This window comes from Streptomyces sp. NBC_01235, assembly GCF_035989285.1.
Taxonomy (GTDB): Bacteria; Actinomycetota; Actinomycetes; order Streptomycetales; family Streptomycetaceae; genus Streptomyces.
This window is the reverse complement of the sequence record NZ_CP108513.1, coordinates 7,939,736-7,961,744: the sequence shown is the minus strand read 5'-3', so window position 1 is coordinate 7,961,744 and position 22,009 is coordinate 7,939,736. Positions and strand designations below refer to the sequence as shown.

At 70.8% G+C, this 22,009-nt stretch carries 13 protein-coding genes; 4 read left to right on the top strand and 9 right to left on the bottom strand.

What is annotated here, in order from left to right:
- Positions 1-40: 40 nt before the first annotated feature.
- Complete coding sequence (locus OG289_RS35955) at positions 41-1,978, bottom strand: acyl-CoA dehydrogenase family protein (protein ID WP_327318198.1); 1,938 nt, start codon at positions 1,976-1,978, stop codon at positions 41-43.
- A 111-nt stretch (positions 1,979-2,089) separates the two neighbouring features.
- Complete coding sequence (locus OG289_RS35950; protein ID WP_327318197.1) at positions 2,090-2,899, bottom strand: GH12 family glycosyl hydrolase domain-containing protein; 810 nt, start codon at positions 2,897-2,899, stop codon at positions 2,090-2,092.
- Positions 2,900-3,120: 221 nt separating this feature from the next.
- Here OG289_RS35950 and OG289_RS35945 point away from each other — a divergent pair, with 221 nt between their 5' ends.
- From OG289_RS35945 to OG289_RS35935, 3 genes are all read left to right on the top strand, one after another.
- Positions 3,121-4,134 carry a LacI family DNA-binding transcriptional regulator gene (locus OG289_RS35945; RefSeq protein WP_327318196.1) on the top strand — a complete coding sequence of 338 codons (1,014 nt, stop codon included), beginning with the start codon at positions 3,121-3,123 and terminating at the stop codon, positions 4,132-4,134.
- Between the two features lie 100 nt (positions 4,135-4,234).
- Positions 4,235-6,277, top strand: a complete 2,043-nt coding sequence (locus OG289_RS35940) for a glycoside hydrolase family 31 protein (protein WP_327318195.1) — start codon at positions 4,235-4,237, stop codon at positions 6,275-6,277.
- A gap of 106 nt (positions 6,278-6,383) precedes the next feature.
- Complete coding sequence (locus OG289_RS35935; protein ID WP_327318194.1) at positions 6,384-7,583, top strand: sulfotransferase family protein; 1,200 nt, start codon at positions 6,384-6,386, stop codon at positions 7,581-7,583.
- Between the two features lie 79 nt (positions 7,584-7,662).
- Here the strand turns inward: OG289_RS35935 and OG289_RS35930 are convergent, their stop codons facing one another.
- The 7 genes from OG289_RS35930 to OG289_RS35900 all read right to left on the bottom strand — a co-directional run bounded on the left by OG289_RS35930 (position 7,663) and on the right by OG289_RS35900 (position 18,689).
- Positions 7,663-8,382: a glycoside hydrolase family 12 protein gene (locus OG289_RS35930; protein WP_327318193.1), complete on the bottom strand. Its 720-nt coding sequence runs from the start codon at positions 8,380-8,382 to the stop codon at positions 7,663-7,665.
- Positions 8,383-8,433: 51 nt separating this feature from the next.
- A complete protein-coding gene (locus OG289_RS35925; protein WP_327318192.1) occupies positions 8,434-10,692 on the bottom strand; it encodes a glycosyl hydrolase family 95 catalytic domain-containing protein in 2,259 nt (752 codons plus the stop codon).
- A complete protein-coding gene (locus tag OG289_RS35920; RefSeq protein ID WP_327318191.1) occupies positions 10,689-12,671 on the bottom strand; it encodes a beta-galactosidase in 1,983 nt (660 codons plus the stop codon). The genes OG289_RS35925 and OG289_RS35920 overlap by 4 nt, the downstream gene beginning before the upstream one ends.
- On the bottom strand, positions 12,671-14,881 hold the full coding sequence (locus OG289_RS35915) for a 1,4-beta-glucanase (RefSeq protein WP_327318190.1): 2,211 nt from the start codon (positions 14,879-14,881) through the stop codon (positions 12,671-12,673). The genes OG289_RS35920 and OG289_RS35915 overlap by 1 nt, the downstream gene beginning before the upstream one ends.
- 147 nt (positions 14,882-15,028) lie before the next feature.
- A complete protein-coding gene (locus OG289_RS35910; protein WP_327318189.1) occupies positions 15,029-15,955 on the bottom strand; it encodes a carbohydrate ABC transporter permease in 927 nt (308 codons plus the stop codon).
- Entirely contained in the window at positions 15,952-17,010 is a 1,059-nt protein-coding gene (locus OG289_RS35905) for an ABC transporter permease (RefSeq protein WP_327318188.1), read from the bottom strand. The genes OG289_RS35910 and OG289_RS35905 overlap by 4 nt, the downstream gene beginning before the upstream one ends.
- Positions 17,010-18,689: an extracellular solute-binding protein gene (locus OG289_RS35900; protein ID WP_327318187.1), complete on the bottom strand. Its 1,680-nt coding sequence runs from the start codon at positions 18,687-18,689 to the stop codon at positions 17,010-17,012. Before OG289_RS35900 ends, OG289_RS35905 begins: the two co-directional genes overlap by 1 nt.
- Positions 18,690-19,016: 327 nt before the next feature.
- Here OG289_RS35900 and OG289_RS35895 point away from each other — a divergent pair, with 327 nt between their 5' ends.
- A complete protein-coding gene (locus tag OG289_RS35895; RefSeq protein WP_327318186.1) occupies positions 19,017-21,878 on the top strand; it encodes a glycoside hydrolase family 3 C-terminal domain-containing protein in 2,862 nt (953 codons plus the stop codon).
- Positions 21,879-22,009: the final 131 nt, after the last annotated feature.

Here is a 22,009-nt window from a genome sequence, read left to right as displayed (position 1 = left end):
CTCGGGACAGGGGGCACCCGTCGGGCGTGTGTGCGACGCCTCACCTGATCGGGCGGTGCACGTTCTCCTTCTCGCTCGGTCCCGGTGTGGCGTCGGCGATCCAGGGGCCCTCCCCCGACAGGTCGACGATGCCCTGTTCCAGCCACTCGTAGGCGCCCGCCATGACGCCCTTGACGACCTTCCGGTCCAGCTCGTCGGTGTTGCTCCACAGGCGGCTGAAGAGCTCGTCGACGCGGATGCGGGACTGGCGGCAGAAGGCGTCGGCGAGCTGGTAGGCCTCGCGGCCGTGCTCGCCGCGCGAGCGCAGCAGTTCGGCGCGCACACAGGCCGCGCTCATGGCGAACAGCTCCGCGCCGATGTCCACGATCCGGCCGAGGAAGCCCTGCTTGGTCTCCATCCGGCCCTGCCAGCGGGACATGGCGTAGAAGGTGGAGCGGGCGAGCTTGCGCGCATGCCGCTCGACGTGGCGCAGGTGCGGGGAGAGGTCGACGCCCGCGTGCTTGAACTCACCGTACGACGACGGAAGCTGGCCCGGTCCCGCGACCAGTTTCGGGAGCCACTTGGCGTAGAAGACGCCGGCGTTCGCGCCTGCCTTCGCCTTGTCCTGGAGGGACTTGTCGGGGTCGATGAGGTCGCCGGCGACCGTGAGGTGGGCGTCGACGGCCTCGCGGGCGATGAGGAGGTGCATGATCTCCGTCGAGCCCTCGAAGATGCGGTTGATCCGCAGGTCGCGCAGGACCTGTTCGGCGGGGACCGCCCGCTCGCCCCGGGCGGCGAGCGACTCCGCCGTCTCGAAGCCCCGGCCGCCGCGGATCTGGACCAGTTCGTCGGCCATGCGCCAGCCCATCTCGGAGGCGATGAGCTTGGCCAGCGCGCCCTCGATGCGGATGTCGTTGCGGTCCTCGTCGGCCATCTGCGAGGAGAGGTCGAGCACCGCCTCCAGGGCGAAGGTCGTCGCCGCGATGAAGCTGATCTTCGCGCCGACCGCCTCGTGGTGGGCGAGGGGCTTGCCCCACTGCTCACGGGCCGCCGACCATTCGCGGGCGATCTTCAGACACCACTTGCCTGCGGCCACGCAGGACGCGGGCAGCGAGAGCCGGCCGGTGTTGAGGGTGGTCAGCGCGATCTTCAGGCCCGCGCCCTCGGGGCCGACGCGGTTCGCGGCCGGTACCCGGACCTGGTGGAAGCGGGTGACGCCGTTCTCGATGCCCCGCAGGCCCATGAAGGCGTTGCGGTTCTCGACGGTGATGCCGGGCGAGTCCGTCTCCACGACGAAGGCGGTGATGCCGCCCTTGTGCCCTTCGCTCTTCGGGACCCGGGCCATGACCACCAGCAGGTCGGCGACCACGCCGTTCGTCGTCCACAGCTTCACGCCGTCGAGGACGTAGTCGTCGCCGTCGGGCACCGCGCTCGTCGCGAGGCGGGCCGGGTCGGAGCCGACGTCCGGTTCGGTGAGGAGGAAGGCGCTGATGGCGGTGGTCGCGCAGCGCGGCAGGAACCGCTGCTTCTGCTCTTCGGTGCCGAACAGCTTCAGCGGCTGCGGTACGCCGATCGACTGGTGCGCCGACAGCAGCACGCCGACCGCCGGGCTGGCCGAGCCGACCAGGGCCAGCGCCTTGTTGTAGTACACCTGGGTCAGGCCGAGGCCGCCGTACTTGGGGTCGATCTTCATGCCGAGGGCGCCGAGGTCCTTGAGCCCGCCCACGACCTCGTCGGGGATGCGGGCCTCGCGCTCGATGCGGGCCGCGTCCACCTGCGTCTCGCAGAAGTCGCGGAGTTTCGCCAGGAACTGCTCGCCGCGCCGGACGGCCTCGTCGGAGGGGAGCGGGTGGGGGTGGATCAGGTCGAGCCGGAAGCGGCCCAGGAACAGTTCCTTGGCGAAGCTCGGCTTGCGCCAGTCCTGCTCCCGGGCGGCCTCGGCGACCTGGCGGGCCTCACGCTCGGTGACGGTGGGTTTCTTGAGGGGTGGTGCGGACATGAGGCTCACCTCGCCGCGAATCGGGATCTCGGACCACATTGGTTACCGATGGGTGCTACCCGATCGTTGGTACCCGATCCGGGATGACCCCGCCACCCCTCGCGAGCCGGTTCAGCCGATGCTGACCGCGTACGACTTCGTGTCCAGGCGGCCCGTGCCCTTGAACACCTCGGTGCCGGACTCGATGCCGGAGACGTACTTGTCGTTGCTCAGCAGCTTGCGCCGAACGAGTGCCTGGGTGAAGTCGTCCAGGTTGAGGGTGGCCTTGGTGGTGTTGGTGCGGCGGACGAAGGAGTACACCTTCCAGCCGATGTCACCCTGGTAGATGTCCCACATCGCGCCGTCCAGGCTGACGCTGCCGTACTTGGTGCCCAGCGGGCCCGCGCCGCCCTGGCGGTTGACCCAGATCATGATCTCGTCGGTGGGCTGGTCCTGCCAGTCCGCGGTGTTCTTGGTGTGAAGCCACAGGTCGTAGGCGACGTTCATGGTTCCGGGGTTGGACGGCAGCGAGAACTCCCAGCTCGCCGTCACCTTCTTGCGGTCGCCGACCTTGATCGGCAGACCCGTCTTCGCCTTGTCGACCTTCCAGCCCCAGTGCCAGCCGAGGACGGTGGAGGCGTACGACTTCACGTCCGAGTCGGTGCCCTTGGCGCTGTTGGCCCAGGTGTAGCCGGTCCCCCAGGAGATGGTGTTCCCGCCCGCGGAGTTGTCCCAGACGCACTGGCTGCCGGTGCCCTTGTCCTGACCCCAGAGGTTGTTGTTGACGTAGTACTTGCCGAGCGTGACCGTGTCGAAGGCCGTGCACTTCTTGCTCGACTCGCCCGCCTGGGCGACGGTGACGCCGGCGGCGGCCGCGAGGGCGACCGCGGCGGCGGTGATCACCCTGGCCTTCTTCGACAGGCGGGGACGACGGTGCTGCATGGGGGTCCTTCCGAGGGCGGATCATGCTTACGTGACTCCAGTGGCCTCCGGGCCGGAAAAGGTTGCCGTAGCCTTCTCCACCAATCCCCCACAACTCGCTGTCGAAGCGCTTCGACAACCTATGGACACCCACCCCTGCTAGAGCTACTGTCGAACCACCCTCACCCGCACCTGTTCGTCATGCGCACTGTCGAAGCGCTTCACAAAACTTGGAGAGCTGGATGGTCACCCTCGCCGAGGTCGCCCAGCACGCCGGAGTCTCGGCGAGCACGGTGAGCTATGTCCTCAGTGGCAAGCGGTCCATCTCCACGACCACCCGGCAGCGGGTCGAGCAGAGCATCCGGGACCTCGGCTACCACCCGAACGCGGGTGCGCGCGCCCTGGCCAGCAGCAAGTCGAACATCATCGCGCTGATGATCCCGCTGCGCACCGACATGTACGTGCCGGTGATGATGGAGATCGCCATCGCGGTGGCCACCACGGCGCGCACACACGGGTACGACGTCCTGCTGCTCACCGGCGAGGAGGGTCCCGACGCCGTGCGCCGCGTCACCGGCAGCGGGCTCGCCGACGCGATGATCCTGATGGACGTCGAACTGGACGACGAGCGGCTGCCGCTGCTGCGCTCCACCGATCAGCCGTCCGTGCTGATCGGGCTGCCCGCCGACACCTCCGGCCTGACCTGTGTCGACCTGGACTTCGCGGCGACCGGCGCGCTGTGCGTGGAGCACCTGGCGACGCTGGGCCACCGCGACATCGCTGTCATCGGCGAGGCCCCGGCGGTCTACGAACGGCACACCGGGTTCGCCGAGCGCACACTCGACGGACTCCGGTACCGGGCCAGGGAGTTGGGCCTCAGGCTGCTGCACCGCCCGTGCGAGGGCGGGTACGACGCGATGGCCGTGACCCTGGCCCGGGTCCTCGACGAGCGTCCGGGCACCACCGGGTTCGTCGTGCAGAACGAGGCGGCGGTCGAGCCACTGCTCGCGCTGCTGCGGCAACAGGGCCGGGCCGTGCCGGAGGACGTGTCGGTGGTGGCGATCTGCCCCGACCAGGTCGCCGTCCAGGCCTCGGTACGGCTGACGTCGGTCGCCATCCCCGCCCAGGAGATGGGCCGCCACGCGGTGGAACGCCTCGTGGCCAAGCTGGACGGGCACGGCAGCGACGAAGTCGTGCTGATCGCACCCGAGTTGACGGTCCGGGCGAGCACGGGACCGGCCCCCACCGCCTCCTGATCCACCCTCTCGCCTCCTGCCACACCCCTGCTTTCTCGCTGTCGTGCCCTCCGGGGCACCGCCATGTCTGCACTCCTTACTCCTTCAAGGAGCACCCCACATGAACCAGCCCGCCGAAAACCAGCCTCAGGTCAGTCTCGCGCAGTCCTCGCCCACGGTCGGCACCTTCCGTGAGCGCGGCGGCGCGCTGGAGTGGAGCGGCCGTCAGGAGACCCTGCGGGTCGAGCCCTGGGGCCCGGATGCCGTCCGGGTGCGCGCCCGGCTCGGCGGGCCGATTCTCGAGGGGCTGCCGGGGGCACTGCTCGACGAGCCGCCGGCCACCGAGAGCAGCGTCAAGGTCGGCGACGGCGAAGGGCAGTTGACGGTCGGCGCGCTGACCGTCGAGGTTTCCGCAGAGGGCCTGATCCGTTTCCTGCGCACGGACGACGGTACGGAGATCCTGGCCGAGGAGCGCGCCCACTTCTGGTGGCCGGGCTCGCGTCTCTACACGGCGGTCGGCAACGGCCACCACCGCCTGGAGCAGCGCTTCGCCGCGTACGACGACGAGAAGCTGTACGGCCTCGGGCAGCACCAGCACGGCCGGCTGGACCAGAAGGGGCTGGTCCTGGACCTGGTCCAGCGCAACGCCGAGGTCGGCATCCCGGTGCTCACCTCCAGCCGCGGCTACACGCTGCTGTGGAACAACCCGGCGATCGGGCGGGTGGAGCTGGCCGGGAACGGTACCCGCTGGGTGGCGGACTCGGCCCGGCAGATCGACTACTGGATCACCGCGGGAGCCCCCGCCGACGCCCAGCGCCGCTACAGCGCGGCCACCGGCCGCACCCCGATGCTGCCGGAGTGGGCGGCGGGCTTCTGGCAGTGCAAACTGCGCTATCGCACCCAGGACGAACTCCTCGCCGTGGCACGGGAGTACAAGCGCCGGGGGCTGCCCCTGGACGTCATCGTCTGCGACTTCTTCCACTGGACGCACCTCGGCGAGTGGAAGTTCGACCCGGCCGAGTGGCCCGACCCCGCGGCGATGGTCCGTGAACTGGACGAGCTGGGCGTCAAGTTGGTGGTGAGCGTCTGGCCGTCGGTGTCGCCGCTGAGCGAGAACCACCCGGTGATGGAGCAGCGCGGCTACTTCATCGGCACCCAGTACAGTCCGATGGCGCACGCCGACTGGCCGGACAAGGGGGTCGCCTCGACGGTCCAGGTGGCCTTCTACGACGCGACGAACCCCGACGCCCGTGAGTTCGTGTGGTCGAAGATCCGGGACAACTACCTTGCCCCGTACGGCATCACGGCGTTCTGGCTGGACGCCTGCGAGCCCGAGCTGAAGCCTGGCTTCCAGGAGAACCTGCGCTACTGGGCGGGTCCGGGTCTGGAGGTCGGCAACATCTACCCGGCGGAGAACGCCCGCACGTTCTACGAGGGGCTGCGCGCGTCCGGCGAGGAGGAGATCATCAGCCTCAACCGCTCGGCGTGGGCGGGCAGTCAGCGCTACGGCGCCGCCCTGTGGTCCGGTGACATCGGCACCGACTTCGCGACCCTGCGCCGTCAGATCGCGGCGGGTCTGAACACGGCCCTGTCCGGCATCCCGTGGTGGAACACGGACATCGGCGGCTTCCACGGCGGCGACCCCGGCGATCCGGCGTACCAGGAGGTGATGGTCCGCTGGTTCCAGTTCGGCGCGCTGTCCCCGCTGATGCGCCTGCACGGCTTCCGTGACCCGGGCATGCCGCTGGGCCCGGACATGACCGGCGGCCCGAACGAGGTGTGGTCGTACGGCGAGCGGGCCGGAGCGGTCCTGGAGAAGTACCTGCGGCTGCGCGAGCGCCTCAGGCCGTACGTCCTGAAGGTCATGCGGGAGGCCCACGAGGAGGGGCTGCCGCCCATGCGGCCGCTGTTCCTTGAGTTCCCGGACGACGCCGCGACCTGGTCCGTCGACGACTCCTACCTCTTCGGCCGGGATCTGCTCGTCGCCCCGGTGCTGGCGGCGGGCGCCACGGCCCGCACGGCCTACCTCCCGGCGGGCGCGACCTGGACGGACGCGTGGACGGGTGAGACGTACGAGGGTGGTACGACCGTGACGGTCGACGCCCCGCTGGACCGCCTCCCGCTGTTCCTGCGGGACGGGGCACGGCTGCCGGTGGCCGAGTAGGGCCGGTTAAAGCTTGGTTTCATATGAACTCCTGGGAGCGGAACGGCAGTTGGCTGGGTAAGGGACCACCCGTCCACTGCCCGTCCCCTCCGAAGGGTGTTCGCCCATGTCCTCACCCCCGCTCGCCCTCACCCTGGCCAACCTGCTGCTGCGGCCGGGTCACGGCTCCCGTCGCACCCCCGACCGCGTCTTCGACCGTCTCCTCGCCGGGGCCGGAACGGCGGACGGGGACGGGGACGGGGACGAGCGGTTCGTCGACGACTTCCGGCTGCTGCTGCGCCACTGGTCCCGGGACGAGAACCTCACGCCGGTCGGCTGGTGGTCCGCGCAGGGCCACGTCCGCAGGCATCTCGCCAACCGCGCCCGGGTCCGGCGGCTGATCGCCGAGCACCCCGACATCGCCCGGGAGCCCATCGAGCGGCCGGTGTTCGTGGTGGGCCTGCCGCGCACCGCCACCACCCTCACCCACGGGGTGCTGTCCCTCTCCGAGCAGCACCGATGTCCCCGGTTGTGGGAGTTACTGACACCGGACCTTCAGGGCTCGCCCGAGCGGCGCAGGAAGGCGGTCACCGCCGCGCGCATGATGGTCGGCGGCATCAACCTGTTCTCGCCGCGCTACCGCGACATCCACCCCATGACCGCCGAGGGCCCCGAGGAGTGCACCTTCGCCCTCCCGCACACCATCATGCCGCTGTCCCAGGCCCGGATCCCCGCCTACCGGGCCGCGCTCGACGAGCGGGACTTCGTCCCCGACTACGCGTACCTCAAGCAGATCTACCAGGTGCTCCAGTACGGCCGGCCCCGCCGCCGTTGGGTGCTGAAGTCCCCGTTGCACACCGAGAACCTCGACGCCCTGCTGGAGGTCTTCCCCGACGCCACGCTCGTGTGGACCCACCGCGACCCGGCCGCCGTCGTGGCCTCGTTCTGCAGCCTGATCGAGCACGGGATGGCCATCACCCTGCGCCCCCTCGACCTGCCCGGTCTCGGAGCCACCTGGCTCGACCTGCTGAGCCGCTCCGTGCGGCGCGGCCTCGCGGCCCGTGCCGCCCTTCCTCCCGGGACGGTCGTGGACGTCCCGTACTCCTGGCTCGGCTCCGACCCGGCCACCGGTGCCCCGAAGCTCTACGACGCCATCGGCGCCCGCTGGACCGACGCCGACGCCGCGCGGCTGCCCGAGGTCGCCGCCCGGCCCAAGGGCGCCCGGCCGCACAGCTACGACCTGGCCCGGTACGGTCTGACCCGCGCCGACGTGGACTCGGCCTTCGCCGGCTACAACGCGCTGCGGGCCGAGGTGGACCGGCCCTGACACGGCGGGGGCCGGCCCCGCGCGAACGCGGAGCCGGCCCTGGCCGCCGATCGGCCGCCGCTCAGCTGCCGGTTTCCGGTCAGCTGCTGCTGACCGTCGCGCTGTTGGTCTGGAAGTCGAGGCCGCCGGACGACGAGGTGATCTCGAAGCCGAACTGCACGTCCCCGATGGTCTCGTTGCCGAACCAGCCCTTGGTGTCCTTGATCCACTTCAGGATCGGGAGGATGTTGACGGTGCCGGACGTCGAGTTCGAGGTGCGCACGAAGGAGAACACGTCGTTGGCGGTGTTGTTGCCCTTGTAGACGGTCCAGGTGTGGCCGCCGAGGGTGACCGTGCCCTGCGAGGTGCCGAGCGGGCCGACGGCTCCGGTCTTGTTGACCCAGAGCATGACCTCGTAGTCGTAGTCGGTGTCCCAGATGTCGTACGAGGTGTTGTACGAGCCGGACGACGGGACGGTGACGTTGTAGCTGCCGGTCAGCGAACCGAGCGAGGTGATCGTCTTGTTGACCACCTTCTTGGAGTTCGGGTAGGACTTGATGCCGCCGGTGTTGGGGTGGTTGGCCCAGACGCCCCAGTTGGTGCCGGAGTTCGCCCAGAAGCACTGGCTGCCGGCGCCGGAGCCCCAGATGTTGTTGTAGAGGGTGTAGCCGTTCAGGCTGGTGTTGCCGTACTGCTCGCAGCTGCTCCAGACGGCGGCCGAGGCGGGGGCGGCGGCGAGGCCCACGGTGGCGCCGAGGGCGAGGGTGGGGGCGAGCAGGACCTTGGCGATCCTGCCGAGGGTGCGGGTGCGTGTTGCCATGGGTGTCCCTTCCATGGGTGGGGGGGGGAACTGCGTTTGTTTCGGGGGGAGTCACCACGTCCCCAGGGTGAGAACGTGGTCTTCTCCGGCGACGAGGTCGAGCGGCTGTGCGTCGCTGTCGCCGTCGCCGGAGGAAGTCCGGACTTCGATGCGGTGGCTGCGGTGCGGCTTCAGGACGGCCCGGGCGCCGTCGGGGCCCCAGGTGAGGTCGAGTTCGGCGCCGAAACGGGTGCGCACGCCCCGGAGTTCGCCCGTGGGGAGGGCGGGGTCGAGCGCGGGCAGCAGGACCAGCCGGTCGGGGGTCGACTGGACGAGCGTCTCGATCAGCACGGCGGGCAGGGTGTGCGCGGCGTCGGCGTTGTAGACGTCGCGGCGGGGGTAGTGGGCGCTCATCAGGGAGGCGTGGAAGAAGTCGCCGTCCAGGACGGCGCCGAGGGCGTGGGCGACCCGGTGGCCGTCGCGCAGGCGGGCCGCGATCAGCGCGTGGTGGAGGTGGCCGTGCGCGGAGTCGTTCTCGGCGCCGCGCAGTTCGAGGGCGCGCTGGGCGGCGGCCGCGAGACGCGGGGTGTCGTAGGGGTTGATCTCGTCCAGGGGCCAGACGCCGTAGAGATGGCTGAGGTGGCGGTGGTCGTAGGTGTCGTCGAGGCCGGGCCACGCCCATTCGGCGAGGGCGCCGTCGGCGTTGGTCCGGTGGGGCGGGAGGCGGTCGGCGAGGGCGCGCCAGCGGTCGGCCCGGCCGGGGTTCTCCGGGTGGTACGCGGCGGCGGTGAGCAGGGCGTGCCGGGCCGCCGAGAGGTCCATGGCCGCGTTGAGGGCACCCCAGCTCGCGCCCGCGGGCCGGTTCTCGGGCGAGTAGGAGGGGACGACGACGAGGTGGCCGTCGGGGTCGTCCGGGTCGGTCCGGGTGAGGAAGTCCTCGTAGAACCGGGCGACTTCGGCGAGGGCGGCGGCGGTGCGAGGGTCGCGGGCGCCGCGGGTCTCGTCGTGGTCGACGAGCGGTTTGAGCAGCCAGTCGGCGCCGGCGGTCCACAGGTGCAGGGGGTACTCACGGCTGAAGTGGTACGTCAGCCCGGACTCGCCGTCGGTGTGGGCGGGCGCGACCGCGCCCCGGGCGCCGAAGACCGCACGGGCGTTCTCGCGCCAGTCGGCGAACTGGCGGTGGATCAGAGAGGCGAGGGCGTCGGTGACTTCGGGGAGGGCTGCGGAGGCGGCGGAGGCGGTCTGGAGGTTGACGTTGGCGTCGTTGGTGAAGGCCCCTGCCCAGGCCGTGTCCCAGTCGCCGGTCCACAGGCCCGGAAGGCGGGGCGGGTTGAGGCCGGAGGAGGACAGGAGGTGGTAGCGGCCCGCGGCGAAGAGGCGCTCCAGGAGAGCCGCGCTGCGGGGGCGTTCCAGCAGCTCGGAGCCGGGGAGACCGCGCTCGCCCGGGTCGGCGTGGAGGTCGAGCGTGACGCGGTCGTAGGCGGTGCGGTGCAGGGGGAGATGGCGGGCGAGCAGGTCGTCGTAGGAGTGCGGCAGGTCGCCGAGGGCGCGCTGTTCCCCGATGACGTCCAGTTCGCCGGTGTGCCGGCGCACGCGGGTGAGCAGCAGCACGGACTCGGCGCCGGTGACCCGCACGCCGGGGAGGGTGAGTTCGGCGCGGCCGCCGGTGGCGACGACGAGGGTCACGCCCGTGTAGGCGCGGTCACTGCCGGGGTAGCGGGCGCGCAGGGTGAGCAGGGCGCCGTCCGGGGTGAGGACGGAGCCCTGGCCGACGGCGAGGTCGGCGGGCGCGCCCGGGAGCCGGTGGTCCAGGGAGATGTCCAGGTCGAGGCCGGTGACCTGTTGGACGATCACGTCGTCGGCGCGGGAGACGAAGACCCGGCTGGTGCCGCCCACGCAGGTGGCGCTGGTCTCGCCGGTGGTGAAGTCGACGGAGCGCATGCGGTAGCGGCGCGGCTCGTCCGAGGGCGCTCTGCGCAGCCGTATCTGGAAGGCCGGGTGGAAGGGCTGGACCCACTGCAGGGACCGGCCGTCGGTGAAGCTTTCGGCGGCTTTCCACTCTCCGGCCAGCAACTTGTCCTGGAGGGAGGTGAGTTCGGCGGCGAGCTCGGGCGGGCGGGCGTGTTCGGCACCGTTGGGACGGACCAGGGTGTGGTGCGTGACGACGACCCGGTCGTCGAACGGGTCGCCGAACGTGAGGGTGCCGTGGTGGCCGTTGCCGCTGAGGAAGGCGTCCTCCCAGCGGAAGGCGGGCTGGTACTCATGGGTTCCGTGCACGGGGCGGTCGGTGCGCGGGCGAGCGGGGTGGGCGCGGGACGAGACGTTGGTCATGAGCGCAACACCACCACGCCGTAGCGGTCCAGCGTGACCTCGTCCGTGACCGTCGTCCCGGTCAGCAGGTCGTGGTGGGTGCCCGGGAGCTCGACGGTGACCGGCTCGCGGCCGTGGTGGAGCAGGAACAGCAGCTCGCCCCGGCGTACGGCCTCGACGCCCGGCGGGAGGCCTTCGAGGACGGGCCGGGCGCCCGCGTCGGCGGCGATGCGGGCGAGCAGTGCGCGCAAGGCGTCGGGCTCGGGGAGGGTGGAGAGGTACCAGGCGCGGTCGTTGCGCAGGACGGCGGGCAGTCCGTCGAGCTCGCCGCCCTTGTAGACGGTTTCCACCGCGTCCTGTGCGGCCGCTTCCAGCTCCTCCGACCAAAGAGTTCCGCGGAAGCCGTCGGTCTCGACGCCCTCCCCCGACTCCAGCGGCCACCACTCGTGCAGGGTACGGATGCCGAACAGCTCGCGCAGCCGGGCGTCCATGCCGCCGGGACGGACCCGGTCGTCCTCGTCGGCCACACCGGTCAGGAAGCCCGCCACGAGGGTGCCGCCGCGGCGGGCGTAGGTGAGGAGGTTGTCGATCGCCGCGTCCGTCATCGCGTACAGCTGCGGGACGACAACCAGTTGGTAGCCGGTGAGGTCGTGCTCGGGGTGGGCGAAGTCGGTGGTGAGGTGGGCCTCCCACAGGGCGCGGTGCCAGGCGTGCAGGACGGCCGGGTGGTCGACGTGGGTGGAGGGGCGGCCGTCCTGGGCGCCGGCCCACCATGCGTGCCAGTCGTGCAGGATCGCGACGTCCGCAGTGACATGACGATCCGTCACCTCAGAGCTGACGCGGGCCAGTTCGACACCGAGCTGCTTGACCTCCTGGAAGGTGCGGCCTTGTTCGCCCGCGTGGCTGACCATCCCGGAGTGGAACTTCTCGGCGCCCTGCCGGGACTGGCGCCACTGGAAGTAGCAGACGGCGTCCGCACCGCGGGCCACGGCCTGGAGGGACCAGAGGCGGTTGAGGCCGCGCGGCTTGGGGTGGTTCACCCCACGCCAGTTGACGGGACCGGCCGCCTGTTCCATCAACATCCAGGGGCCGCGGGCCTGGGACCGGGTCAAGTCCTGCACGAGAGCCGCGTGTTGGGCGCCGAGCGGGTCGCGCGGGTCGGGGTAGAGGTCGACCGAGACGACGTCCTCCTCCTCGGCCCAGCGCCAGGCGTCCTGGCCGAAGAAGAGCGGCATGAAGTTGGTGGTGACCGGGATGTGCGGGGTGTGCCGGGCGACGATGTCGCGTTCGGCGACGTAGCACTCCAGGAGCGCGTCGGAGGTGAAGCGCCGGAAGTCCAGCACCTGGGCGGGGTTCTTCAGGTAGTGGGTGCGGCGGGCGGGCAGGACGGCGTCCCAGCTGTCGTAGCCCTGACTCCAGAAGGCCGTGCCCCAGGCGGTGTTGAGGGCGTCGAGCGTGCCGTACCTGTCGCGCAGCCAGCGGCGGAAGGCGGCGGCCGCCTCGTCGCCGTGGTCGGCGGTGCAGTACTCGTTGTTGATGTGCCACATGGTGAGGGCGGGGTGGCCGCCGTAGCGGGCGGCCAGGTCCTCGGTGATGGCGGCGGCGTAGCGGCGGTAGGTGGCGCTGGAGTGCGAAAAGTGCTGCCGGCCGCCCCACCATTCGACGTCGCCGTTCTCGTCGCGGGGCAGGGTGTCCGGGTGCAGCCGGCCCAGCCACGGGGGCGGGGCGGAGGTGGGGGTGGCCAGGACGACGCCGATGCCGTGGTCGTGCATCAGGTCCATGAGCCGGTCCAGCCAGCCGAACTCCCGTGCGCCCGGCTCGGGTTCGAGCTTCGCCCAGGAGAAGACGCCGAGGGTGACGGAGTTGACGCCGGCGTCCTTCATGAGCCGGACGTCCTCGTGCCAGGTCTCCTCGGGCCACTGCTCGGGGTTGTAGTCGCCGCCGAAGAGAATGCGGCCACGGGTGGCGTCGGCGAGGCCGGGCCGGTCGGGGGCCGGCATCAGACGGGCTCCCCGTACTGGATGCCGCGCCCGTTGGTGGCGATGTAGACGCGGCCGTGGATCCGCGGGTCGGCGGCGATGGTCGCGCCGATCCATCCCCACTGGTGCTGGTCGTCGTTGATCCGCACCCAGGTCTGCGCGCCGTCGTCGGAGCGGTACACGGCGGTGATCGCCTCCGTGGAGCCGACCTGGTAGATCGCCGGGTAGTCCCCCTCGGCGGCGGCCTTGCCGAAGGCGAGGGTGTACGAGGCCCAGCAGCTGGTGAGCTTGGTGAAGGTCGCCCCGCCGTCGGTGGACCGGTAGAGGCCGTTCCACTTGGTGCTCAGCCACAGGTCGCCGGAGCGCCCCGGGGCCGCGGCCAGCTGGAACTGGCTGTCGCCAAAGGGCAGTCCGCTCGCGCGCCCGGTGAAGGTACGGCCACCGTCCGTGCTGGCGAACAGGGTTCCCGTGTCGGTGTCGTAGGCGTAGAAGCGCGTCGGGTCGGCCGGGTCGGCAAGCGGGGTGGCGCCCTTGGGGAAGGAGGAGACCTCGGACCAGGTGGCGCCGTTGTCCGCGGAGCGCTGCGCGGGGTACTTGGTGCCGTCCCAGTGCACGAAGGTCCACAGCAGCACGCTGCCGTCGGTGTTGGTGGCGATCGGCCCCGGTGCGTCCTTGGCGAGGGCGGGCTGAGCGGCGAAGGGCGACCAGGACTTGCCGCCGTCGTTCGAGCAGGCGCCGTTGCCGTGGTCGCCCCAGCCGGTGCGGACGACGTACGACGGCCTGGCCGCGGCCTGCGCGAGTCCCGTCGCCGACCCGAACACGGGGTTCGTCGCCATGCCCCGCGACGGCGACGCCGTGAGCCGCTCGTGGTACATCACACCGACGTCCCCCAGGCCGCTGATCAGGTGCGCCTCCCCGGTCGGGGGCGAGATCAGCCGGCGCACGGAGGTCTCCTCCAGGCCGCGGATCTGCGGGGCCCAGTGCTTCAGGTCGCGGGTGCCGTAGAGCGTGGCGCCGGTGCCGTAGAGGACGTGCTGCGAGTCGTACGGGTCGACGGCGACGGCCTGGATCCACCAGCCGAACTTGGGCTGGTCGGCGCCGAAGGTGAGGAACGGGGTCTCGGACACGTCGAGGACCGCCGAGTCCTTCAGGGACGTCCAGGTGCGGCCGCCGTTCGTGGTCCGGTACAGGGTGTCGACCGCCGCCCAGCGGTTGTTGGTGGAGACGACGACGGTGCCGGGGCGACGGGCGTCCACGGCAGCGCCGCCGTAGCCGAAGGTGTCCGAGGAGCCGTCGCTCGTGGTGCCGCCCGGCTTCACCGGCGTGACGTCGGTCCACTTGCCGGTGGCCGTGGCCAGCTTGTGCACGCTGCCGTCGGACTGGCCGCCCGGGCCGGGCGCGTTGGCGTACGTCACGTACAGCTCACGGGTGTGGCAGTCGTGGGCGGCGCGGACGGGGACCTTGGCGGCGGTGCCGAACGGCTGCCCGGGCACGGCTTCCCAGGTACTGCCGTCGGCGGTGCGGAACAGGTTGGCGGTGGTTCCGTCGGAGTCGCCCCAGCCGGCGTAGAGGGTGCGGCCGGCGGCGACGAGGAGGGTGACGCCCTGGCCGCTCGCGCTCGGCGTGCCCGGAAAGCCGGTGGCGGCTGCCCAGGTCGCGCCTCGGTCGGTCGACCTGAGCAGCCCGTCGTGCCGCGTCCCGAGCCACAGCGTGTCGCTGTCGCGCGGGTCGACCAGCAGCCGCTCCCCCATGCCCCGACCGTCCTCGTTCCCGCCCAGCTTCACGGCGAGGTCGGTACGGGCCCAGGTGGCACCGCGGTCCTCCGAGCGCAGGACGGCGCCGTTGCCGGCCCAGGACTGGGCGTAGGTGCCGAGGGCGAGGTAGAGGCGGTTCGGGTGCGCGGGGTCGACGGCGAGGGCCTCGACCCCGAGGAGGTTCCAGTCGTCCCAGCCGAGGTGGTCGGTGAGGGGGGTCCAGCGGGCGGCTCCGTCGTCCCAGCGGTAGGCGCCGCCGATGTCGGTACGGGCGTAGGCGAGACCGCGGACGGTGGGGTGGAAGAGGACGCCGGTGACGAATCCGGTGCCGCCGATGACGGCGGTGCGCCAGCGGTAGGCGGGGGCGGCGGCCTCAACGGCATGCGCACGTCCCTGGGTTACGGGCAGTGCGGTGAGCGCGGCAGCGGCCGCACTCCCGGCAAGAACGGCACGCCGACTGAGGCGGGACGTAAGCATGACAAACCTCGCTCTGAACTAGGGGGGAGTGAACACACCCAGGGGCGCGGGCCCTATCGATATGCGGCTCCGCCGCGTGGGCGCGACCAGCCACAACGAACCCGCAGTCGCCGCACAACCACAGGCACGCCACCGATCAGGCGCAGGTCAACCCTTCACCGCGCCCGTCAACATGCCCTTCTTGAAGTGCCGCTGGACGAACGGCGATGCGACCGCGACGGGGATCAGCGCGAGGACCATGACAGACATCTGCAGCCCGAGGGCGGAAAGCTGCCCCGTGCGGACCGCCTGCTGAAGGCCGGTCGGCGCCTCGGTGTTCTTCTGGACCAGCTGGATGAGCACGTTCTGCAGCGGCATCATCTCCTGGTCGGTGAGGTAGATGGACGCGTTGAACCAGGCACTCCAGTAGCCGACCGCGTAGAACAGCGAGATGACGGCCAGCACCGCCCGCGACAGCGGCATGATGATGGTCAGCAGGATGCGCAGGTCACTGGCCCCGTCGATCCGCGCGGACTCCGTGAGTTCGGGCGAGATGCCCATGAAGAAGGCCCGCAGGACGAGGATGTTGAAGACGCTGACCGCGCTCGGCAGGATCAGGGACAGATAGGTGTCGGTGAGGCCCAGCGACTGCACCAGAAGGTACGTCGGGATGAGGCCGGCCCCGAAGAACATGGTCGCCATCATGGTCACCAGGAAGAACCGGTGCCCCAGACTCCCCGGCCGCGACAGACCGTAGGCCGCGAGCACCGACACCGTCATCGAGAACAGCGTGCCGGCCAGCGTGACACCGACCGAGACCATGATCGCCCGGCTGACCTGGCCGCCGCTGAGCAGTTCGGTGTAGTTGACGAAGGTGATGCCCTGGGGGATCACGACGAGGCCGCCGACCCGGTCGATCACCGGCTTCGGGGAGAGGCTGGTGACGATCACGATCCACAGCGGACCGAGCACCGCCAGGCAGCACAGGACCAGGACGCCGCCCTTCGCGGTGAGGCCGGCCTTGTTGGGCTCCTCCTCCCACGCGGGGCGGGCGGGGGCCTGGAGGCTGCGGACGAGCTGCGTGTTGAGGCTCACTTCTGGTACACCCCCTGCTCGCCGAGCAGGTGCGCGAACTTGTTCGCACCAAGGACGAGACACAATCCGATGGCTCCCTTGACGAGGCCGACCGCGGCCGCGTAGCTGAAGTCGCCGTTCTGGATACCCATGTTCCACACGTAGGTGTCGAGGACCTCGCTGGCCCCGACCCCGACCGCGTCCCGCTGGAGCAGGAACTGCTCGAAGCCGACGCTCAGCGCGTCGCCCACCCTGAGGACCAGCAGCAGCGCGATCACCGGGCGCAGCGCGGGCAGCGTCACGTGCCACATGCGACGCCAGCGCCCGGCGCCGTCCATGGCGGCGGCCTCGTACAGGTCGGTGCTGACGGCGGCCAGCGCGGCGAGGAAGACGATGATCCCCCAGCCGGCGTCCTTCCAGACGGCCTGCGCGGTGACCAGGTACTTGAAGAGGCCGGCGTTGGTCATCAGGTCGAAGCCGGTCCAGCCGTGGTTCTCCAGGGTCTGGGCGATGATGCCCGCGCCGCCGAAGATCTGCTGGAACACGGTGACCACGAGGACCCACGAGAAGAAGTGCGGCAGATACATGATCGCCTGCGCCACGGCCCGCACCCGGGGCCGGACCACGCTGTTGATGAGCAGCGCGAGGGCGATGGGGATCGGGAAGAACAGCACCAGTTGGAGCACGAACAGCACGATGGTGTTCTTCGCGGCGCTCCAGAACAGCGGATCGTCGATCATCCGCGAGAACTGCTCGACGCCGACCCAGGGGCTGTGGAAGATCGCGGTGACGCCGTTGCTGGAGATGTACGGGTCGTAGTCCTGGAAGGCGACGACGTTGCCCAGCAGCGGGACGTAGTTGAAGAGCAGGAGCAGGAGGATGACGGGCAGCGTCATCAGGATGAGCGCGCGGTCGCGGCGCAGCCGGACCCGGAAGGGGACCTTGACGGCCTTTCCTGCCTTGCGCGGCACCCGCTCCTTCGCCGAAGCCGCCGCCTCGGCGACCGCGGCCGTCGGTTCGTCGACGGCCGCGGCGGGACGGGTCCCGTCGGGCCTGCTCCCGGCCGTGAGAGACATCAGTTGCCGCTGCCGTTCTTGTCGATGAGCTGCTTGTACCAGTCGCGCAGCTTGTCGCCGCCGGAGGACTTCCAGGTGGAGATGGCCGCCTGTACGTCCGACAGCTTGCGGTTCCCGCGCACGTAGTCGATCTCCAGCTGCTCGAACTGGCTGGAGAGGTTGGCGTAGCGGGTCGGCTCGACGATGTTCATGCCGAAGGTGGAGGTCTTCTTCATAAAGGCGCCCATCCGCTGCTGCCACTCGACCTGCTTGCGGGCGACGTCCGGGAAGTCGGGGTGGGCGTAGTAGGCGGCCGGTGCGGCCAGCATGACCCAGGCGTTGACCACCTCGGAGTTGCCCAGGTCGTTCTTGACCGGGACACCGTCCTTGACCGTGTAGTGGGTGCCCTCGACGCCGTAGTCGACGAGCATCCGCTCCTTGGTGCCGTAGGGCGCGGCGGAGAAGTCGGCGGCGGCCAGCGCGTTCTCGATCGTCGTCTTCGAGGCGCCCTTGCGGATCATCGACCAGATGCCGGCGGGCTGAGCCGCCCACAGCTTGGGGTCGCCGCCGTCGGCGCCGAAGATGTCCATGCCGTCGATCACGAAGTCCGGGTTGGACGCGGCCTGCTCGGTGGTCTTGCCGTACCAGTGGGACATGTCGTTGTTGTAGACGAGGATCTGCCCGGCGGTGAAACGGTTACCCACGTCGCCCGAGCGCGCCTTGTCGTCGGGGTGGACCACACCCGCGTCGAACAGCTTGCGGGTCCACTCCAGGGCTTCGAGGTACTCGGGCTGCTCGACGCGGTATGTCAGCTTGCCGTCGTCGCCGATGTTCCAGCCGAGCGTCCCGGAGGCGCGGACGCCGAAGATGTTGAAGGCGCTCCACGACATGTCGCCGCAGGCCCACACCTTGGCCTTGGCGCTGGTGGCCTCCTTGGCCCAGCTGAGGAACTCGTCGGGCGACTTGGGGACGGTGTAGCCCTTCTTGTCGAAGATGTCCTTGCGGTAGTACGGCACGATGAAGGACGCGGTGGCGGCCGGCATCGGGATGCCGCGCAGCGCGCCGCCGAAGATGCCCATGCGCCAGGCGTCGGAGGGGATCGCGGCCAGGTTCGGGTACTTCTTGACCTTGTCGCCCGCCAGGTAGGGGCCGAGGTCCATGAACTTCGCGGTGACCGCGTTCGCGATCTTGCCGACCAGTTCCCAGCCGGGCACGACCACCATGTCCGGTATGGAGCTGGAGGCGAGGACGGCGCCGAGCTTCTGGCCGTAGGTGTTGCCGTCCTGGTTCTGCCAGGTGATCTTGGTGCCCGCGGCGGCGTCCAGCGCCTTGTAGTAGGCGCAGCCGGCCTTCGGCGGGGAGCCCCAGAACGGGGACATGATCTTGAAGGGAGCGCCGGTGCCGAGCTTGTCCGGGACCGAGGCCTGCAGGGCCGCGAGGTCGACCTTGCCGGTGTAGCCGGCGGCCGAGCCGTTCTTCGACGGAAGGTCGGGATTGGCGACCGTGCTGGCGACGAACGTCGGGAGCAGCTTGTCAGCAGCCTTGCCCGACGTGGCCCCCTCGCGTTCGCCGCCGCCCGAATCCCCGCAGGCGGCAAGCAGCGGCATCCCGCCCGCCACCGCTGCGGTGGCGACCGCAGTGGAGGCGAGGAAGCTTCTCCGGCTGGGCCCGGAGGAGGCGGAAGCGGCGTTCGGCGTCATTGCGTCAACCCTTCATGGCGCACCAGGACACCCGGCGGTGGCCGTCGGCTGCGGTGTCTCGAGTGGAACTGGCTGAGCTGAAGCGGGTCCCCCGACGAATGTCACGCTGCTTTTCAGTCGAAGCGCTTCGATGTTGCTGCGAGGTTAAGTGAACACCCGGGGGTGCACAAGGGTCGCCTCAAACATTCCTCCGAGGTATCACGGGTGACCTGTCCGTATGCGCTGCTTGAAATAGCGGCGAGGTCCTCTTGACACCCGCCCGTGCGTCGAATGAGCATCGAAGCGCTTCGAAAGAGCCTTCCCGCTCCATCGCAAAGGGATCTCCAAGTGACCGCACACCCGACGCCCACGCCGCCTTTCCGCGATCCGCAGCTGCCGTTCGCGAAGCGCATCGACGATCTGCTGTCGCGGCTGACACCGGACGAGAAGGTCTCCTTCCTGCACCAGTTCGCACCCGCCGTCGAGCGGCTCGGCATCGCCGCGTTCCGCACCGGCCAGGAGGCGCTGCACGGCGTGGCCTGGATGGGTCCGGCCACGGTGTTCCCGCAGGCCGTGGGGCTGGGCGCGACCTGGAACACCGACCTCGTGCGCCGGGTCGGCGAGGCGGTGTCGAAGGAGGTCCGGGCGATGCGCGCCCGCGACGAGCGCGTCGGCCTCAACGTGTGGTCCCCCACGGTCAACCTGCTGCGTCACCCGCTGTGGGGCCGCAACGAGGAGGGATACTCCGAGGACCCGAAGCTCACCTCCGCCATCGCCACCGCCTACACGCACGGGCTGCGCGGTGATCATCCGACGTACTGGCGCACGGCCCCCGTCCTCAAGCACTGGCTGGCCCACAACAACGAGACGGGCCGGGACGTCACCTCGTCCTCGGTCCGCCCGCGCGTGCTGCACGAGTACGACCTGCGCGCCTTCAAGGAGACCGTCGAGGCGGGCGCGGTGGCCGGGGTGATGCCGGCGTACAACCTGGTCAACGGCCGCCCCAACCACGTCTCGCCGTATCTGCGCGAGCATCTGCGGGCCTGGACGGACGAGGAGCTGCTGGTCTGCTCGGACGCGGGCGCGCCCTCCAACCTGGTCGACTCCGAGCACTACTTCGACACCCACGAGGAGGCGACGGCGGCGGCGCTGGTGGCCGGCGTGGACAGCTTCACCGACCACGGCACCGACGGCTCGAAGATCGTCGCCCGGGTGAGGGGCGCCCTGGAGCAGGGCCTGCTGACCGAGGCCGACGTCGACGCGGCGGTGCGCCGTCAGCTCTCGGTCCGCTTCCGGCTGGGCGAGTTCGACCCGCACTACGACCCGCACGCGGGCACCGGCGAGTTCGACACCCCGGCCCATCGCGTCCTCGCCGGGGAGGCCGCGGAGCAGGCGATCGTGCTGCTGCGCAACGACGGCGTGCTGCCGCTGGCCGCCGACACCCGGATCGCGGTGGTCGGTCTGCTCGCCGACGAGTGCAAGCTCGACTGGTACAGCGGCACCCTGATCCACCGCTGCACTCCCCTGGAGGGGCTGTACGAGCGGTTCGGGGCCGAGCGGGTCGAGTTCGCGGAGGGCGTGGACCGGGTCCTGCTGAAGACCTCCGCGGGAACGTTCCTGAAGGTCCCCACCGCCCCCGAGGCCACCGACGAGGTGCGCGGCGCCGAGGGCGCCCTGGACCCGGCGCTGCTCGCCGGCCGCACGGACCTCCCCCCGCTCACCACGGACGGCATCGCCGGCACGGAGTTCGCGCTCGTCGACTGGGGCGAGGACGTGCTGACGCTCCGCGCCCCCGACGGCCGCTATCTCTCCGTCGCCGAGGACGGCTTCCTGCGCGCCTCCGCCGACCAGCCCGGCGGCTGGGTCGTCCAGGAGACGTTCCGCCTCGAACCCCACGAGAACGGTCACCTCCTCCGGCACTTGGGAACGGGTCGCCACGTCTGTGTCGCCGCCGACGGCGTGCGGGTTGCCGAGGAGAATCCCGAGGTCTTCGAGGTCATCGTCGTCGAAAGCGGCGAGGACGCAGTGACCCGTGTCACGGCCGAGGCCGACGTGGTCGTGGTCGTGGCGGGCAACGACCCGCACCTCAACGGCCGCGAGACCGAGGACCGCACCACGCTCCGGCTCCCCGCCCAGCAGGAGCGGCTGCTGGCTGCGGCCCGGGCGGCGAATCCGCGCACGGTGCTGGTGCTGGTGTCGGCGTATCCGTACGCGATCGAGCCGGGACCGCTGTCCGCGGTGCTGTGGACGGCGCACGGCGGCCAGGCCGCGGGCACCGCCCTCGCGCGCGTCCTGGCCGGTGACGTCTCCCCCGCCGGCCGCCTCCCCCAGACCTGGTACGCAGACGACGCCGACCTGCCCGACCTCCTCGACTACGACGTGATCGGCGCCCGCCAGACGTACCTCTACTTCGAGGGCGCCCCGCTGTTCCCGTTCGGGCACGGCCTGTCGTACGCGTCGTTCTCCTACGCCGACCTGGCGGTGCGCGTCGAGGAGGGCGCGGTGCACGTGGCCTTCACGGTCACCAACACCGGGGACGTGACGGCCGACGAGGTCGCCCAGCTCTACACGCGCGCCGTGGACCCGTCGGTCACCCGGCCGCGCCGCGAGCTGCTCGACCACCGCCGGGTCACCCTCGCCCCCGGCGCGAAGGCGGAGCTGTCGTTGGAGGTCCCACTGTCCGCGTTCGCGTTCTGGGACGTGGCGTGGGGCCGGTGGCGGCTGGAGTCCGGCTCCTACGACGCCCTGGTCGGCGCGTCCAGCGCGGACGTCCGCCTCCGCGGGACCGTCACGCTGGAGGGCGAGCCGTCCGCCCCGCGCCCGGCCCGCCGACGCGGCCTGGAGGCCGCCGACTTCGACGAGCAGAGCGGCACGGAGATCGTCGACCGCACGAAGGTTTCGGGCGACGCGGTGACGCCGGAGACGGAGATGGCGGACGGAACGGGCGAACTGGTCTACCGCGCCTGCGACTTCGGCACGGGCACCGGCACCGGTACTACGCGTGCGACGGTGACGGTGGCCGGTTCGGGCACGGTCGAGCTGTCGCTCGGCGGCGGCCCGGCCCTGGCCACGGTGAGGGTCACCACGCCCACGCCGGGACCGTACGACTACGTGGACGTCGACGCGCCCTTCACCGTCGAGGGCGTCCACGACCTGCACCTCAGGCTGCGCGGCCCCCTGCGGCTCGCGCATGTCGGCTTCTCCGGTTGAGGGGCCGGGGAAGCGCCGACACGAAGAAGGGGTCCGGCACCGGAAGGCATCGGTGCCGGACCCCTTCGGGGACGGCGTTTTCGCGCCACCCCGAGGCTATATGAAAATGGTTCCCATTAGCTAGCGGCCGT

Coding starts and splice junctions, on each gene's coding strand:
- OG289_RS35955 (WP_327318198.1), bottom strand. CDS start 1,978: ATGTCCGCACCACCCCTCAAGAAACCCACCGTCACCGAGCGTGAGGCC.
- OG289_RS35950 (WP_327318197.1), bottom strand. CDS start 2,899: ATGCAGCACCGTCGTCCCCGCCTGTCGAAGAAGGCCAGGGTGATCACC.
- OG289_RS35945 (WP_327318196.1), top strand. CDS start 3,121: ATGGTCACCCTCGCCGAGGTCGCCCAGCACGCCGGAGTCTCGGCGAGC.
- OG289_RS35940 (WP_327318195.1), top strand. CDS start 4,235: ATGAACCAGCCCGCCGAAAACCAGCCTCAGGTCAGTCTCGCGCAGTCC.
- OG289_RS35935 (WP_327318194.1), top strand. CDS start 6,384: ATGTCCTCACCCCCGCTCGCCCTCACCCTGGCCAACCTGCTGCTGCGG.
- OG289_RS35930 (WP_327318193.1), bottom strand. CDS start 8,382: ATGGCAACACGCACCCGCACCCTCGGCAGGATCGCCAAGGTCCTGCTC.
- OG289_RS35925 (WP_327318192.1), bottom strand. CDS start 10,692: ATGACCAACGTCTCGTCCCGCGCCCACCCCGCTCGCCCGCGCACCGAC.
- OG289_RS35920 (WP_327318191.1), bottom strand. CDS start 12,671: ATGCCGGCCCCCGACCGGCCCGGCCTCGCCGACGCCACCCGTGGCCGC.
- OG289_RS35915 (WP_327318190.1), bottom strand. CDS start 14,881: ATGCTTACGTCCCGCCTCAGTCGGCGTGCCGTTCTTGCCGGGAGTGCG.
- OG289_RS35905 (WP_327318188.1), bottom strand. CDS start 17,010: ATGTCTCTCACGGCCGGGAGCAGGCCCGACGGGACCCGTCCCGCCGCG.
- OG289_RS35900 (WP_327318187.1), bottom strand. CDS start 18,689: ATGACGCCGAACGCCGCTTCCGCCTCCTCCGGGCCCAGCCGGAGAAGC.